Below are 14,254 nucleotides of genomic sequence, written 5' to 3'. Positions count from 1 at the left end.
GGGCGGCGCGGGCGCAGCGGGTGCGCCCCGGGTCGGCGGCCTGCTCGGCGCGGCCTCCCGTCGATGATGCCGGAGACCGCCTTGCGGGTCAGGTCGCGGAGTTCGGTGACCGCCTGGTCGTCGGCGTCCAGGCCCGCCCACGGGGAGGTGTCGATGGGCGGTCCGAAGCGGAAGTAGAGGCGTTCCGGCGCGGGACGGGCGTGGGGCCGATCCCGCGGGAGACCGGCATCAGGACGACGTCGCGGTCGCCGCGCTCGCCGAGCACGGCGCGGCCCAGCGCGCGGGCCGGGGCGAGGAGCGCGCTGCCGGAGTCGAGGACGGGCGTGAACATCTCCTCGACGCCGACCGAGCCGAACGGGACGATCGGGCAGCCGGTCTCGGCGGCCAGCCGGGCGAAGCCGAGACGGCCGTCCCACTGCAGCCGGTACCGGTCCTCGCGGGCGCGGGTCGCCTCGCGGGCGCCGCCGGGGAAGACGACGACCTGCCGCCCGTCCCGCAGCAGCGCACGCGCGTTGTCCGGGGTGCCGTCCACCGCCCCGCCGACGTCCATGACCGTGCGCCAGCCGGGGACGAGCCAGTGCGCGTGGTCGGCGAGCGAGCGCGGCCAGACGCCGCGGCGCCGATGGATCTCGAAGAAGATCAGCGGCGCGTCCAGCAGGCCGTAGACGGTGTGGTTGCCGACCAGCAGGGCGGGCCCGCCGGACGGCACGTGGTGCAGTCCGTGGAAGACGGGCGACGTCCACGCGCGCCAGGGTTCGAGGGCCAGTCGCGCGGCGCGGACGAGGCGGTCCGGCGGCGGTGTCCAGTCGGCTGGGGAGGCCATGGCGCGCCATCGTAAGGGAGCCGGAACGGCCGCCGCCGACCGGGGTCAGTGGCCGCTTACAGCGGGTTCGGGGGCGCCGTAAGGAACGAGTAGTGGGAGTCGACGGCGGGCTGGCCGGTGTAGTTCGGTCCGGCCCGGTCGTCGGCGCCCAGGTACCGGTACGGGAACGTCACCGCGCGGCGGCCGCGGAGCGAGATCCGGCGGCGCCGGGAGTCGTACGAGAACCCCGCCCGGCGGAGCGCGGCCGCCGGCGGGCGCCGGCGGGGGAGCCGTCGGCGAGCCGCACCGAACGCGGGTCGAAGTCGGCGACCAGCAGGCCGGTTCCGGTCAGCCAGGACGCGGCCCGCGCGAGCAGCCCGAGCTTGTCCCCGACGTAGTGCAGGCCGTGCACGCACGTGATCAGGTCGGCCGGGGCGTCCGGCTCCCAGGCGGTCACCGACGCCGCGACGAGCCGGACGTTCGGCGGCGGCACGCCGGGGAGGAAGTGCCCGACGAGGTCCACGCCGGTGATCTCGACGTCCGCGGACACCGCGGCGGCGTCGACGAGGGCGCGTCCCGTCCCGCAGCACAGATCGAGCCAGCGGCCGGTCCCCGCCTCGGCGAGCGGATCGACGCCGAGTTCGCGGCGGTAGGAGGCGAGCGTGCGCCCCCGGTTCATGGCGATGTTCGCCACGACCGCGGACGCCTCCAGTTCGGCGTCGTCCAGGCGGCGCGTCATGCCCGCGATCATGCCAGTGGCCGGCCGGCGATCGGCCGGGGCGGGCGCCGCGGCGCGTAGCATGACGGCGGTGAGCACGCGGGACGTCCTGGAGCACCTCCGGCGGCTGGGCATGCCGGGTTACGAGGCCAAGGCGTACGTGGCGCTCGTCGCGGCGGGCCGGCCGGTCAACGGGTACGAGGTCGCCAAGCGGTCCGGGGTCCCGCGCAGCACCGTGTACGAGACGCTGGGCAAGCTCGTGGCGCGCGGCGCCGCCTACGAGGTGCGCGGCTCGTCCGACGCCACCGAGTACCTGCCGCTGCCGCCGGAGGCGCTGCTGGACCGGATGCGCCGCGAGTTCGACGGTTCGGTCGCGGCGCTGCGGACGGCGCTGCCCGCCGTGGCGACCGCGCCCGAGGCGCCGCCCATCCACGGGCTCAAGGACGCCGAGACGATGCTCGACCGCGCGGAGGACGTCGTCGCCGCGGCCCGCCGCGACCTGTTCGTGTCGAGCTGGCCGCAGGAGATGCGGCGGCTGCGCGGCCCGGTCGAGGAGGCCGCCGCACGCGGCGTGGACGCCTCGGTCGTCGCGTTCGGCGAGGACGCCGCGCCGGGTGCGGGCGCGCGCGTCCACCGGCACCGGTACTCCGCGCCCGAGGCCGTCCTGGAGGACCTCGGGTACCGGCTGATCGTGGTGGTCGGCGACCGGCGCGAGGCCGTCGTCGGAGGCTTCGCCGAGGACGCCGCGTGGGGGATCTACACGGCCGACCCGGCGGTCGCGCTGATGGCCGCCGAGTACGTCCGGCAGGACATCGCGCTGCAGATCCTCGCCGACCGGGTGGGCGCCGCCGAGCTGGACCGGCTGTTCGCCACCGACCCCGACCTGGTGCGCCTGCTCGGCCGCGGATGAGCGGGCCGGGGCGGCGTCCTTCCGCGTTCGCGTCGCCTTCTTACGGGCGCGGCACGGCAGCGAATAATAGCAACTTCCATTGACTCTTTCTGTGCCCGGCGACACAATCTGACTGTCTCAATTAAATGAGGCGAAATTGAAAGTCAGGGCCCGGTGGCGACGATGACCGCGGGGCCGGCGCAGGGAGCCGCGCAATGACCGCAGACGACCATGCCGCAGAGGTCGACGCGCTCGGACGGCGTTTTCCGGGCTGGACCTTCTGGTTCGGTCCCTTCACCCGCCGCTGGTGGGCGCTGCCGCCCCGCGAACTGGACGTCGGCGGCTTCCTGGAGGCCGACACCCCGCAGGCCCTCATCGCGGGGATCGAGACCATTCGGCAGACCCCGTGGAGACGACCCCGGGGCGAGGCCGGCCGGCGGCCCTCGCCCAATGACACCCGGCGGGACGAACGGCGTCCCTCGAACCTCCTTCGGCTCGAGGGCGTCACACCGTCGCCGTTCCGCCGGCGCCGGTGATCGCGTGGCCGGGCAGCACCGCAGGGTGACCGCTGTTCCCCAACCCGCCGCGCCCGCCGGCGCCGCCACGGTCCCGGGCCGGGCGGCGGCCGCGCCGTGCCCCCTCGCCGGGGACCCCGCACACGGCGCGGACGCGGGCGCCGCCCGCCGCTCCCCGGGACCGTGGCGGACCTCTATTGTCGGACGCCCGGAAACGGTGTCGGTGAATGGCGGTGAATGGTCGTCGCCGGTAACGTCGGATCGGGCTTGACCGCACCTCGCGCGATGCGCGTTGTTCCGGTCGCGGGAAAAGCCGCCCGGCGGTTCGCGTGCCGAACGGGGGGCGATTCTTTCGCCGGGCGGCGTCCGTCCGAGGAAAAGGACGGCCCGGTGCGGCGCGCCCGCCCGGTCGCGCGCGGACGCGCCGCCGCTCCGCCGTGAAGGCGCTACGCTGCGCCGACGGGGACGTTCGTGAATCCGGGGGAGCGGACCCGCGAAGCGAGCTGGGAGCGACATGCGGCTGACGGGCACGCGCCTGACGAACACGCGCCTGCTGGACGGGGTGCGGGCCAAGGTGCTGGCGGCCCTCGGGACGACCGCGGTGCTGGCGACGGCGGGGCTCGTCGCGTGCAGCGGCGGGGGTGAGCAGGAGCGGGAACCGGTCGGCGTCGCCAAGGTGGCGAGCACGCTGGGCCCCGGCGAGGGCGTCCTCAACCTCGTGACGCTGCCCGGCTACATCGAGAACGGCGGCAACGACCCGCGCGTCGACTGGGTCACCCCCTTCGAGGAGCGCACCGGCTGCAAGATCGGCTGGAAGGTGGTCACGACGCCGCGCGAGATGGCCGACCTGATGCGCGACGGGGGCCGGCACTACGACGGCGTCGCCGCGCGCCCGAGGTCGCCGGGCGGCTCATCGCCGAGAACCAGGTCGTCCCCGTGAACACCGACCTGGTGGACGGCTACAAGAAGCTGGAGCCGACGCTGCGCGGCCTCCTCGAACGGGACGGCAAGTACTTCGGCGTCCCGTACGTGTGGGGCTCGAACCTGCTGGTCCACGACTCGCGGTCGGTGCAGGCGCCGTCGAGCTGGGCGGCGCTGTTCGACCCCGGCCGGGCCCGCCGGTACTCGGGGAAGCTGGTCATGCGCGACAGCCCGCTGTCGATCGCCGAGGCCGCGCTGTACCTGAAGGGCGCCGAGCCCGACCTCGGCATCGAGGACCCGTACGCGTTGACGCCCGAGCAGCTCGCCGCGGCCGGGCGCGTTCTGAAGGAGCAGCGCCCGCACGTCGCCGAGTACTGGGAACTGCCCGCCGACGCCGTCAGCGCGTTCGCGGCGGGCGGCGCCGTGCTGGGGCAGGCGTGGCCGTACCACGTGGACGTCCTGAACCGCGCGTCGCAGCCGGTGCGCGGTGCCGTCCCGGCGGAGGGCGTGACCGGCTGGATGGACGCCTGGATGATCAGCTCCCGGGTGCAGCATCCGAACTGCATGTACCAGTGGCTGCAGTGGACGGCGTCCGCGGACGTGCAGCAGCAGGTGGCCGAGTGGACGGGCGTCGCCCCCGCCAACCCGCAGGCGTGCTCGGGCGACCGGCTCCGGCCGGGCTTCTGCAGCGCCTACCGCGTCGGCGACCGCGACTACCTGGAGAACGTGATCTTCGCGCACACGCCGCGCGAGGACTGCGGCCGCAAGCCGGGTGCGGACGCCGGGGAGAAGGCGGACGGGGAGAAGGCGGACGAGGCGCGCTGCACGAGCTACGCAGAGTGGACGCGCACCTGGATCGAGTCGACGAAGCTCTAGCGTCGAACCTTCCGGCGTCGTGCCGGGGCGGAACGCGACCGTGAGAAGTCTCTCCGGCGCGCCCGGCCGCCCCCAGCCGGGCGCGCCTCTCGGGTGGTCCCGGGCTTCCCCCCGAAGGCCCGGGTCACCCTTCTCCCTGGAGAGACTCCATGGTGACGGCGGCGTGCAGAGCCGTCACCGGCACCGGGGTCGGCGGCGCGGGCGATCCGGCGCCCGTGCCGCGCGACCCCCGTGGGCCCCGCCGCGGGCGGGGTACCGGCGGGGCGGGTGCGCAGTCGTCGCACGCGAACACCCCGGTGGAATCCGGCAGGCGGCCGACGCGGACGCGCGGCCGGGGCCATCTCTTGCCGCAGCCGATGCAGGCGTCGCCCGAGCGCTGCGCGGTGTTCAGCGGCGCCGGGTCGAACGTCGGATCGTCCGCAGGGCCCATGTCCCATCCCCTCGCGGGAGTCGGCTTCACGTGACTCCTTTATAGGCGGGGGAGTGTGTTGCGGCAGCTAGCGAAGGTGAAAAGGGCGGCAAAGCCTCCCGTGTCGCCTCCGGACGCCGCCGGGCAGAAGATCAGTCCTGTCCATACGGTCGGCGAATGTCTCCTTTGCCGTGCAATACGTACAAAGGAGACATGTCGGTCCGAAAAGCCGAGGGCCGGGTGCACCGCCCGCGTTCCGCACGGGCACGCGGGACGGCGGGCGCGCTGGCGTCGACGGGCCCTCCGCTGCTGCTCGGGACGCCGCGGCCGCGGCCGTCCTGCACGTGTTCGCGGACGCGCGCTGGCCGCGTCGTCGTGCCCGTCATGTCCGCGCTCGGCGCCGCCGGGCTCGGCCTCACCGCCTGGGGCGCCCGCCGCGCGGCCGAACGCGCGCTGCGTCCGGTGGCGGCCGCCGAGGCGGAGATGGCCGACATCTGCGAGGCGACGGACGCGACCCGCCGGGTGAGCGTCCCGCCGACCGACGACGTGCCCGCCCGCCTCGCCGCGCGGGTCAACGGCGTCCTCGACCGGCTGGAGCGCTCCGCCCGGCAGCGGCGCACGTTCCTCACCGACGCCTCGCACGAGCTGCGCACCCCGCTGACCGGCCTGCGCACCCGCATCGAGCTGGCGCTGGCCGCGCCCGGCGACGCCGACCTCCCCGAAACCCTGGAAGGCGCCCTGCACGACGTCGAGCGGCTGCACCGGATCGTCGACGACCTCCTCGCGCTGGCCCGCCTGGACGCCGGCGAGGAGCCCGCCCTCGAACCGATCGACATCGGCGCGCTGGTCGACGCCGAGATCGCCGTCCGCACCCCGCCCGTCCCGCTGAACGCGAAGGTCGAGACCGGGATCATGGTCGAGGGCAACCCGATCCGCCTCGGCCGCCTCCTGGTCAACCTGCTCGCCAACGCCGAACGGCACGCGGCCGGATCCATCGAGGTCGAGGTGCGCACGGACGGGCCGGAGGCGGTCGTCGAGGTCTGCGACGACGGCCCCGGCATCCCGCCCGCCGAGCGCGACCGCATCTTCGACCGCTTCACCCGCCTGGACAGCGCCCGCAGCCGGGTCGACGGCGGCAGCGGCCTCGGCCTGGCGGTCGCGCGCGTCATCGCGCTGTCGCACGGCGGCAGCCTCTACGCCGCCGACACCGGCCGCGACGACGAACACGCCACCGGCGCGCGCTTCGTCCTGCGGCTCCCGCTCCTCCGCCGCTAGCCCGCCGAACGCGCCACCGGCCGACCCCGCCGCCGGGCGATTCGGCCGGGGGCGGGCGGGGCGCGGCGCGATGACCGACAATGGGTTCCGTGATGACTCCCTCTGACGCCACCGACGCCGCCCGCGACGTCGTCGTGCTCGGCTCCACCGGATCGATCGGCACCCAGGCGCTCGACGTGATCCGCCGCAATCCCGGCCGGTTCCGTGTGACGGCCCTGGCCGCCGGGGGCGGCCGGGTCGGGCTGCTGGCCGAGCAGGCGCTGGAGTTCCGGCCCGAGATCGTCGCGGTCGCCAAGGCGTCCGCCGCGCAGGAGCTGCAGCTCGCCTTCTACGCCGAGGCCAAGCGCCGCGGTTACGCCGCGGGGGAGTACCCCATCCCGAAGATCGTCGCGGGCCCGGACGCGGTCGCCGAGGTCGCAGGGTGGCAGTGCGACGTGGTGCTGAACGGCGTCACGGGGGCGCTCGGTCTGGCGTCCACGCTCGCCGCGCTCGACGCCGGACGGACGCTGGCGCTCGCCAACAAGGAGTCGCTCATCATCGGCGGCCCGCTGGTGCGCGAGCGGGCCCGGCCCGGGCAGATCGTCCCCGTCGACTCCGAGCACTCGGCGCTCGCGCAGTGCCTGCGCGGCGGCCGTCCCGAGGAGGTGCGGCGGCTGGTGCTGACCGCGAGCGGCGGCCCGTTCCGCGGCCGCACCCGCGACGAGCTGGCGGACGTCACCCCCGAGCAGGCGCTGAACCACCCGACGTGGGACATGGGCCCGGTCGTCACGATCAACTCGGCGACCCTCGTCAACAAGGGGCTGGAGGTCATCGAGGCGCACCTGCTGTTCGACGTCCCGATGGACCGCATCGAGGTCATGGTGCATCCGCAGTCGGTGATCCACTCGATGGTCGAGTTCACCGACGGCTCCACGCTGGCGCAGGCGAGCCCGCCCGACATGCGGCTGCCGATCGCGCTCGGCATGGACTGGCCCGACCGCGTCCCGGACGCCGCCCCGGGCGTCGACTGGACGCGCGCCCACACCTGGGAGCTGTTCCCGCTGGACGACGAGACGTTTCCGGCGGTGCGGCTCGCGCGCCGCGCCGGCGAGCTGGGCGGCACCGCCCCGGCCGTTTACAACGCCGCCAACGAGGAATGCGTGGAAGCGTTCCGGACGGGACGCCTTCCGTTCCTCGCGATAGTCGACACGATCGCGCGGGTAATGGACGAGCACGACCCGGGCTCCGCCGGGTCGGCGGGACCGACCGTGGACGACGTCCTCGCCGCCGACGCGTGGGCGCGCGCCCGGACCGCGCAAGTGACCGGACTCGCCTGACCCCCGGCCCGTCCGGGGCCGACCCCAAGGGGGCCCGGATGGCCTTTCTCCTCGGCGCCGTCGCCTTCGTCGTCGCGCTGCTCGCGTCGGTGATGCTGCACGAGGCCGGGCACCTGCTGACCGCCAAGCGGTTCGGGATGAAGGCCACCGAGTACTTCGTCGGGTTCGGGCCGACCCTGTGGTCGCGGCGGCGCGGCGAGACCGAGTACGGCGTGAAGGCGATCCCGCTGGGCGGCTTCGTCAAGATCGTCGGGTACACGCCGCTGGAGGAGATCGACCCCGCGGACCGGTCCCGCGCGTTCTACCGGCAGCCCGCCGGACGCCGCGCGATCGTGATCGCCGCGGGCGTCGCCGCCAACTTCGTCTTCGCGTTCCTGCTGCTCATGGTGATGGCGATGACGATCGGGGTGCGCGACCCGGGGACCGTGACCACGACCGTCGACCGGGTGTCGGCGTGCGTTCCCGCCGGGGCGGGCGCCGAGTGCGGCCCGGACCGTCCGCCGTCCCCGGCCGCCCGGGCGGGGCTGCGGCCGGGGGACCGGATCGTCGCGTTCGACGGTACGGGGGTCGCCGGGTGGGAGGAGCTGACCCGCGCCATCGACCGTGCCGAGCCCGGACGGACGGTCGCCGTGACGGTCGAGCGGCGGGGCGCGCCCGAACCGGTGACGCTCCGCGTGCGGCTCGCGGAGCTGGGCGGGGAACCGTTCATCGGGATGTCGGCGCGGGTGACCGGCGCCGGGTACGAGCGGGTCGGGCCGATCAACGCGGTCGTGTTCGCCGGGCGCGGCATCGCGACGACCGTCGAGGGCATCGGACGCGTCGTGGCGGACCTGCCGTCGGCGATCCCGAACCTGTTCTCGGACGAGCGGGCGAGTTCGCCCGGCGGGCAGGTCGGCAGCGTCGTCGGCGCGACCGACGTGTCGGGGCAGATCTTCTCGTCCGAGGGCTCGGTCCGCGACAAGCTCGTATTGTTTCTGTCGCTCGTCGTCTCGCTGAACATTTTCCTCGGCGCGCTGAACGTCGTGCCGCTGCTTCCGCTGGACGGCGGGCATCTCGCGGTCGTCGGCTACGAGCGCGCACGCGCCGGTCTGGCGCGCCTGCGCGGCCGTCCGGACCCGGGCACCGCCGACATCACCAAGCTCCTTCCCCTCACCTACCTCGCCGTTCTCTTACTGGTGGGGTTCGGGGTGCTGCTGATTCTGGCCGACCTGTTCAACCCTCTCGAGCTGCCGGAATGACCCGAGAGGTTTACTGTACGTAGCCGAATGGACACACTGTTACATGCCGGTCGCCGTCACCTCATTCGCCCGAGGCGCCTAGGCTTGTACGGGCCGGGCGGGTCGTGACACGCGGGGAACGCCCGCCTTCTCTGCGGGGGTCCGAGAGCGTCTCCGGGCGAGCAGAGGCGAACAGAGGAGAGGGATGAGCGTTTCACTGGGAATTCCGGCGGTCCGTGACGGACGGGAAGCGGGGGTCGCGGCCGTGCCGCGCCGCAAGTCCCGGCAGATCATGGTCGGGAACGTGCCGGTGGGCGGCGACGCGCCGGTGTCGGTGCAGTCGATGACCACGACGCTGACCGCCGATGTGAACGCCACGCTGCAGCAGATCGCGGAGCTGGCCGCGTCGGGCTGCCAGATCGTCCGGGTGGCCTGCCCGTCGCAGGACGACGCCGAGGCGCTGCCGGCGATCGCCCGCAAGTCGCCGATCCCCGTCATCGCCGACATCCACTTCCAGCCGAAGTACGTGTTCGCCGCGATCGACGCGGGCTGCGCGGCCGTCCGGGTCAATCCGGGCAACATCAAGAAGTTCGACGACAAGGTCGGGGAGATCGCCAAGGCCGCGACCGAGGCCGGCGTGCCGATCCGCATCGGCGTCAACGCGGGCTCGCTCGACAAGCGGCTGCTGGAGAAGTACGGCAAGGCCACGCCCGAGGCGCTGGTCGAGTCGGCACTGTGGGAGTGCTCGCTGTTCGAGGAGCACGGCTTCCGCGACATCAAGATCTCCGTCAAGCACAACGACCCGGTCGTGATGATCGAGGCGTACCGGCAGCTCGCCGCCGCCTGCGAGTACCCGCTGCACCTGGGCGTCACCGAGGCGGGCCCGGCCTTCCAGGGGACGATCAAGTCGTCGGTGGCGTTCGGCGCGCTGCTCAGCCAGGGCATCGGCGACACGATCCGGGTGTCGCTGTCGGCGCCGCCGGTCGAGGAGGTCAAGGTCGGCACGGCGATCCTGGAGTCGCTGGGGCTGCGGCAGCGCGGCCTGGAGATCGTGTCGTGCCCTTCGTGCGGACGCGCGCAGGTGGACGTCTACACGCTGGCCGAGCAGGTCACGGCGGGGCTGAAGGACTTCCCGGTCCCGCTGCGCGTCGCGGTCATGGGCTGCGTCGTGAACGGCCCCGGCGAGGCCCGCGAGGCCGACCTCGGCGTCGCGTCCGGGAACGGCAAGGGGCAGATCTTCGTCAAGGGCGAGGTCGTCAAGACCGTCCCGGAGGCGCAGATCGTCGAGACCCTGATCGAGGAGGCCATGCGGATCGCCGAGGACATGGGCATCGAGATCGGCGAGGACGGCTCCGTCTCCGGCCCCGGCGCCGAGGTCGTCGTGAGCTGACCGGCGCCCGTTCCGCGCGAAGGCCCCCGGAATCCGTTCCGGGGGCTTCTTCATGCCCGGAGATCGGAACGTTCAGGGTGATCACGAAGTTCCGGTGATCTTGTCACGATTCGGTATCCACCTTGTGGTGGGCCTGTCCGCGCCACCGCGAGCGTCGTAACAATCTTCACTCATTTACCCATATGTCTGGCTCGACCGAGTCGGCACGTTAGGGGGATATGTGAAGAGGATCGTCGCGGTGGCCACCCTGGCCGCGCTCGGTCTCACCGGGCTGGGCGCCACAAGCGCGCAGGCCGCGAGCCCGTCCGCCGGACCGGCCGGGGGATTCGACCCCGCCGCGCTGGAATGGCACGCCTGCCCCGCGGACTTCGTGGAGACGGTGCACTCGGCCTACGACTCGCTGTACCCGGTGTCGAAGACCGTGCAGTGCGCCGAGCTGCGGGTCCCGCTCGACTACGCCGAGCCGGACGGCACGAAGATCACGCTGCAGCTAACGAAGACGCCGCACACCGGCGACGGCCCCGCCGAGGGCGACATCGTCGTCAACCCGGGCGGACCGGGCGGCGGCGGTGCGCTGTTCGGCCCGCGGGTGTTCGCGCAGAACTCCCCGGAGATGCAAGAGGCGTACAACGTCATCGGCTTCGACCCGCGCGGCGTCGGCATGAGCAAGCCCGCGCTGAGCTGTGACAAGACCTACACCAACGCGCCGCGCCCCGCGTACGGCGAGGGCGAGATCGGGTCCGTGGCCACCTGGCTGTGGCTTTCGGCCGGGTACGCCCGCGACTGCGAGCGGGCCGACGACATCGGGCTCCTCGACCACGTCAAGACGATCGACTCCGTGAACGACCTGGAGTCGATCCGGAAGGCACTGGGCAACGACCGGCTCGACTACTACGGCGCCTCCTACGGCACGTACCTCGGCTCGTCCTACGCGACCGTGTACCCCGAGCGCGTCGACAAGATGGTGCTGGACGGCAACGTCGGCCCCTCGGACGTCTGGTACGACGCGAACCTGAAGCAGGACATCGCGTTCGACGGGAACATCGAGTACTACTTCGACTGGATCGCCCAGTACGACGACGTCTACCACCTGGGCGACACGCAGAAGAAGGTCCACGACTTCTTCTACGGCCTGCGCGACGAGCTCCGGAAGAAGCCGGTCCGCTACACCGACCCCGAGAGCGGCCGGGAACTCGCCGTCGGACCGGCCGAGCTGACCGACGTCCTGCTCAACGCCGGGTACCGCCGCAGCCAGGCGATCTGGCACGGCTACGCGGCCGGGCTGTCGGCCTACAAGGACGGGGACGCCGCCGCGTTCGCGGGCACGTTCGGCTCGCCCACGAGCGGCGAGGCCGACGACAACGGGTACGCGATGTACCTCGCGACCGAGTGCACCGACGTGCAGTGGCCGCGCAGCTGGTGGAAGTGGTACCGCGACAACTCGCGGATCAACGCGGAGCACCCGTTCATGACGTGGAGCAACGCCTGGTTCAACGCGCCCTGCCTGTTCTGGGGCGCGAAGGCCGGAAAGCCGATCGATGTCGGCAACACTCCCGATCTGCCGGACAACATCCTGATGTTCCAGTCCACGCATGACGCGGCGACGCCGTACGAGGGCGCGCTCGACCTGCACGAACGCCTCGACGGCTCGCGGATGGTCGTCCAGGACGGCGACCGGACGCACTGCATCGTGCATCGCGGCTCCGAAGCCGTCGACGCCTACTACGACGCGTACTTCCTGCGCGGCGAGCGTCCGGACGAGCGGATCGTCCACGTCCCGGACCTCGGCGACCCGAAGCCGCCCGCCGAGGCGGGCGCGACGACGCTGACCGGCACGCACGCGCCGAAGGCCGCGCTGCTGAAGGCCGGCGTCATCCGCTGACGCTCCCCGCGAGGGCGATCGCACGCGGTCGAGGAGGGCCCCGGGAGCCGATCCCGGGGCCTTCCCCGCGGCGACTCCGTCCGCAATGGGGCGGAACGTCGTGAAACATCACGAAGTTCCGTTGATCTTGTTACGTTTCCGCATCCCTATGTGACGGCCCCTGCCCACATTGAGGGATCAACCGCCACAATCTCCCCGCGATTCACGCATCCGCTACGTATCGGCGCAGCTCCCCCTCCGGCGCCCTCCCGGCGCCCGGAGCGGCCGATCTGAGGGGGTCAGGTTGAAGAAGGTTCTGCTCGTCACGGCCGCCACGGTCGTGACGCTCGGCGCGTCGGCGCCGCCGTCCGCGCCGAGCGCGGACACCGGCCGGACGGCCGGCACCGCCGCCGCGGCCGCCGCGCCCGGCGGCATCGACTGGGGCGCGTGCGAGGTCGCCGGGCCCGACGACCCGATGAACGGCGCGCAGTGCGCCACGGTCGAGGTCCCGCTGGACCACTCGAAGCCGGACGGCCGGAAGATCTCCATCGCGGTGTCGCGCTTCCGGCACACCGACGAGGAGAACTACCGGGGCGTCCTGTTCGTGAACCCGGGCGGTCCCGGCGGCAGCGGCCTCGCGTACGCGCCCGCGCTCGCCCGCTGGATCGGCGGCACCGGCCACGCCGACGTCGCCGCCAAGTACGACATCATCGGGTTCGACCCGCGCGGCGTCGGCGCCAGCGAGCCCCGGCTGTCCTGCGACCCGAACTACTCCGACCCGATCCGGCCGGACTACGTGCCCGGGTCGAGGGCGGAGGAGCGCGCCTGGATCGCCAAGTCGAAGGAGTACGCGCGGGCCTGCGCGGAGAAGTTCGGCGACCTCCTGCCGAACATGCGCACCACCGACGCCGCCCGCGACGTCGACGCGATCCGCCGCGCCCTCGGCCAGGAGAAGATCAGCTGGTACGGCTTCTCCTACGGCACCTACCTCGGCGCCACCTACGCCTCGCTCTTCCCCGAGCGGGTGCAGCGCATGGTGATGGACGGCAACGTCAACCCGAAGACGGTCTGGTACGAGGCCCAGCTCAACCAGGACAAGGCGTTCGAGCACAACATCGGGGCCTGGTTCGGCTGGCTCGCGAAGTGGGACTCGGTCTACCGCCTCGGCGACACCCGCGACGAGGTCGAGGCCAAGTACTACGAGGTGCGGGCCGCGGCCGGGAAGTCGCCGATCGGCGGCAAGATCGGCCCGAGCGAGCTGGACGACATCGTGCTGAGCGCCGGGTACAACACGGGCTACTACATCCCGTTCGGCGAGGCGTTCGCCGCGTGGGCGAACGACGCCGACCCGTCCGGGCTGCTCGGCTGGCTGAGCGCCGGCGGCGACGACAACTCCTTCGCCGTCTACAACGCCGTGCAGGCGGCGGACGCGCGCTGGCCGCGCAACTGGTCCAAGTGGCACAACGACGCGGTCAAGCTCGTCCGGCAGGGCTACCGCTTCAACACCTGGAGCAACGTCTGGTTCAACGCGCCCGTAGCGTTCTGGCCGTTCAAGGGCGGGCCGGAGTACAAGCTGAAGGGCGACAAGAAGCTTCCGGGCATCCTGCTGGTGCAGTCGACGGAGGACGCCGCGACCCCGGTCGAGGGCGGCTTCGCGATGCACAAGGTGTTCCCGACGTCCCGCCTGGTGCTGGAGGTCGGCGGCAAGACCCACGCCAACACGCTCAACGGCAACGCCTGCCTCGACGACAAGGTCGCGGCCTACCTCGACACCGGCGCGCTGCCGGAGGGCCGGCGGGGCGCGGACGCGTCGTGCGCGGCCGTCCCGGCCCTGAACGACCCGGTCCCGACGGCCGTGAAGCTCAAGGCCGCCGGAGCCGGCGCGGGCAAGGACCTCCCGGTCGGACGCCCGTAACCGCTCCCCGCACCGGGCCCGGCCGTCACGGCCGGGCCCGGTCCCGGGTGGGCGCGACCTCCCGGTTCGGCATGGAAACGCGCGATCCGAAGATCGGCGGTCCGCGGGCGCGCCGCCGATAGAAAGCGAGAGTGCCGAACGACGCCGCCA

Annotated in this window: 13 protein-coding genes; 10 read left to right on the top strand and 3 right to left on the bottom strand. The window is 73.0% G+C overall.

What is annotated here, in order from left to right; all coding sequences use genetic code 11:
- Nucleotides 1-88: 88 nt before the first annotated feature.
- Both BJF79_RS00145 and BJF79_RS00140 read right to left on the bottom strand, forming a co-directional pair.
- The gene (locus BJF79_RS00145; RefSeq protein ID WP_075894450.1) at nucleotides 89-823 is read right to left on the bottom strand and encodes a lysophospholipid acyltransferase family protein; all 735 of its coding nucleotides are present in this window, start codon (nucleotides 821-823) and stop codon (nucleotides 89-91) included.
- 169 nt (nucleotides 824-992) lie between these two features.
- Entirely contained in the window at nucleotides 993-1,541 is a 549-nt protein-coding gene (locus tag BJF79_RS00140; RefSeq protein WP_262401306.1) for a class I SAM-dependent methyltransferase, read from the bottom strand.
- A gap of 61 nt (nucleotides 1,542-1,602) precedes the next feature.
- Here BJF79_RS00140 and BJF79_RS00135 point away from each other — a divergent pair, with 61 nt between their 5' ends.
- The 4 genes from BJF79_RS00135 to BJF79_RS00125 all read left to right on the top strand — a co-directional run bounded on the left by BJF79_RS00135 (nucleotide 1,603) and on the right by BJF79_RS00125 (nucleotide 4,721).
- A complete protein-coding gene (locus BJF79_RS00135) occupies nucleotides 1,603-2,430 on the top strand; it encodes a TrmB family transcriptional regulator (RefSeq protein ID WP_075894453.1) in 828 nt (275 codons plus the stop codon).
- A gap of 194 nt (nucleotides 2,431-2,624) precedes the next feature.
- A complete protein-coding gene (locus BJF79_RS00130) occupies nucleotides 2,625-2,945 on the top strand; it encodes a hypothetical protein (protein WP_075894449.1) in 321 nt (106 codons plus the stop codon).
- 493 nt (nucleotides 2,946-3,438) lie between these two features.
- Entirely contained in the window at nucleotides 3,439-3,864 is a 426-nt protein-coding gene (locus BJF79_RS57775) for a hypothetical protein (protein WP_262401305.1), read from the top strand.
- On the top strand, nucleotides 3,861-4,721 hold the full coding sequence (locus tag BJF79_RS00125; protein WP_262401304.1) for an extracellular solute-binding protein: 861 nt from the start codon (nucleotides 3,861-3,863) through the stop codon (nucleotides 4,719-4,721). Before BJF79_RS57775 ends, BJF79_RS00125 begins: the two co-directional genes overlap by 4 nt.
- Nucleotides 4,722-4,845: 124 nt before the next feature.
- On the opposite strand, the gene BJF79_RS00120 is transcribed toward BJF79_RS00125, so the two are convergent.
- Nucleotides 4,846-5,151, bottom strand: a complete 306-nt coding sequence (locus BJF79_RS00120) for a hypothetical protein (RefSeq protein WP_075894448.1) — start codon at nucleotides 5,149-5,151, stop codon at nucleotides 4,846-4,848.
- A gap of 192 nt (nucleotides 5,152-5,343) precedes the next feature.
- On the opposite strand from BJF79_RS00120, the gene BJF79_RS00115 reads away from it, so the two are divergent.
- The 6 genes from BJF79_RS00115 (at nucleotide 5,344) to BJF79_RS00090 (ending at nucleotide 14,104) form a co-directional block, all read left to right on the top strand.
- On the top strand, nucleotides 5,344-6,405 hold the full coding sequence (locus BJF79_RS00115; protein WP_075894447.1) for a sensor histidine kinase: 1,062 nt from the start codon (nucleotides 5,344-5,346) through the stop codon (nucleotides 6,403-6,405).
- 92 nt (nucleotides 6,406-6,497) lie between these two features.
- Entirely contained in the window at nucleotides 6,498-7,721 is a 1,224-nt protein-coding gene (dxr, locus tag BJF79_RS00110) for a 1-deoxy-D-xylulose-5-phosphate reductoisomerase (protein ID WP_075894452.1), read from the top strand.
- A 38-nt stretch (nucleotides 7,722-7,759) separates the two neighbouring features.
- Nucleotides 7,760-8,959 (top strand): M50 family metallopeptidase, encoded by a 1,200-nt coding sequence (locus tag BJF79_RS00105; RefSeq protein ID WP_075894451.1) that lies wholly within the window; start codon nucleotides 7,760-7,762, stop codon nucleotides 8,957-8,959.
- Between the two features lie 184 nt (nucleotides 8,960-9,143).
- Entirely contained in the window at nucleotides 9,144-10,328 is a 1,185-nt protein-coding gene (gene ispG, locus BJF79_RS00100; RefSeq protein ID WP_075894446.1) for a flavodoxin-dependent (E)-4-hydroxy-3-methylbut-2-enyl-diphosphate synthase, read from the top strand.
- Between the two features lie 238 nt (nucleotides 10,329-10,566).
- Nucleotides 10,567-12,210 carry an alpha/beta hydrolase gene (locus tag BJF79_RS00095; RefSeq protein WP_158079046.1) on the top strand — a complete coding sequence of 548 codons (1,644 nt, stop codon included), beginning with the start codon at nucleotides 10,567-10,569 and terminating at the stop codon, nucleotides 12,208-12,210.
- 283 nt (nucleotides 12,211-12,493) lie between these two features.
- On the top strand, nucleotides 12,494-14,104 hold the full coding sequence (locus BJF79_RS00090) for an alpha/beta hydrolase (RefSeq protein WP_075894444.1): 1,611 nt from the start codon (nucleotides 12,494-12,496) through the stop codon (nucleotides 14,102-14,104).
- Nucleotides 14,105-14,254 lie beyond the last annotated feature (150 nt).

The organism is Actinomadura sp. CNU-125, assembly GCF_001942465.1.
Lineage (GTDB): Bacteria > Actinomycetota > Actinomycetes > Streptosporangiales > Streptosporangiaceae > Spirillospora.
Note: the sequence above shows the minus strand (reverse complement) of the source record. Positions and strands in the feature narration are given on the sequence as shown.

Coding starts and splice junctions, on each gene's coding strand:
- BJF79_RS00135 (WP_075894453.1), top strand. CDS start 1,603: ATGACGGCGGTGAGCACGCGGGACGTCCTGGAGCACCTCCGGCGGCTG.
- BJF79_RS00140 (WP_262401306.1), bottom strand. CDS start 1,541: ATGACGCGCCGCCTGGACGACGCCGAACTGGAGGCGTCCGCGGTCGTG.
- BJF79_RS00115 (WP_075894447.1), top strand. CDS start 5,344: ATGTCGGTCCGAAAAGCCGAGGGCCGGGTGCACCGCCCGCGTTCCGCA.
- BJF79_RS00145 (WP_075894450.1), bottom strand. CDS start 823: ATGGCCTCCCCAGCCGACTGGACACCGCCGCCGGACCGCCTCGTCCGC.
- ispG (WP_075894446.1), top strand. CDS start 9,144: ATGAGCGTTTCACTGGGAATTCCGGCGGTCCGTGACGGACGGGAAGCG.
- BJF79_RS00105 (WP_075894451.1), top strand. CDS start 7,760: ATGGCCTTTCTCCTCGGCGCCGTCGCCTTCGTCGTCGCGCTGCTCGCG.
- BJF79_RS57775 (WP_262401305.1), top strand. CDS start 3,439: ATGCGGCTGACGGGCACGCGCCTGACGAACACGCGCCTGCTGGACGGG.
- BJF79_RS00130 (WP_075894449.1), top strand. CDS start 2,625: ATGACCGCAGACGACCATGCCGCAGAGGTCGACGCGCTCGGACGGCGT.
- dxr (WP_075894452.1), top strand. CDS start 6,498: ATGACTCCCTCTGACGCCACCGACGCCGCCCGCGACGTCGTCGTGCTC.
- BJF79_RS00120 (WP_075894448.1), bottom strand. CDS start 5,151: ATGGGCCCTGCGGACGATCCGACGTTCGACCCGGCGCCGCTGAACACC.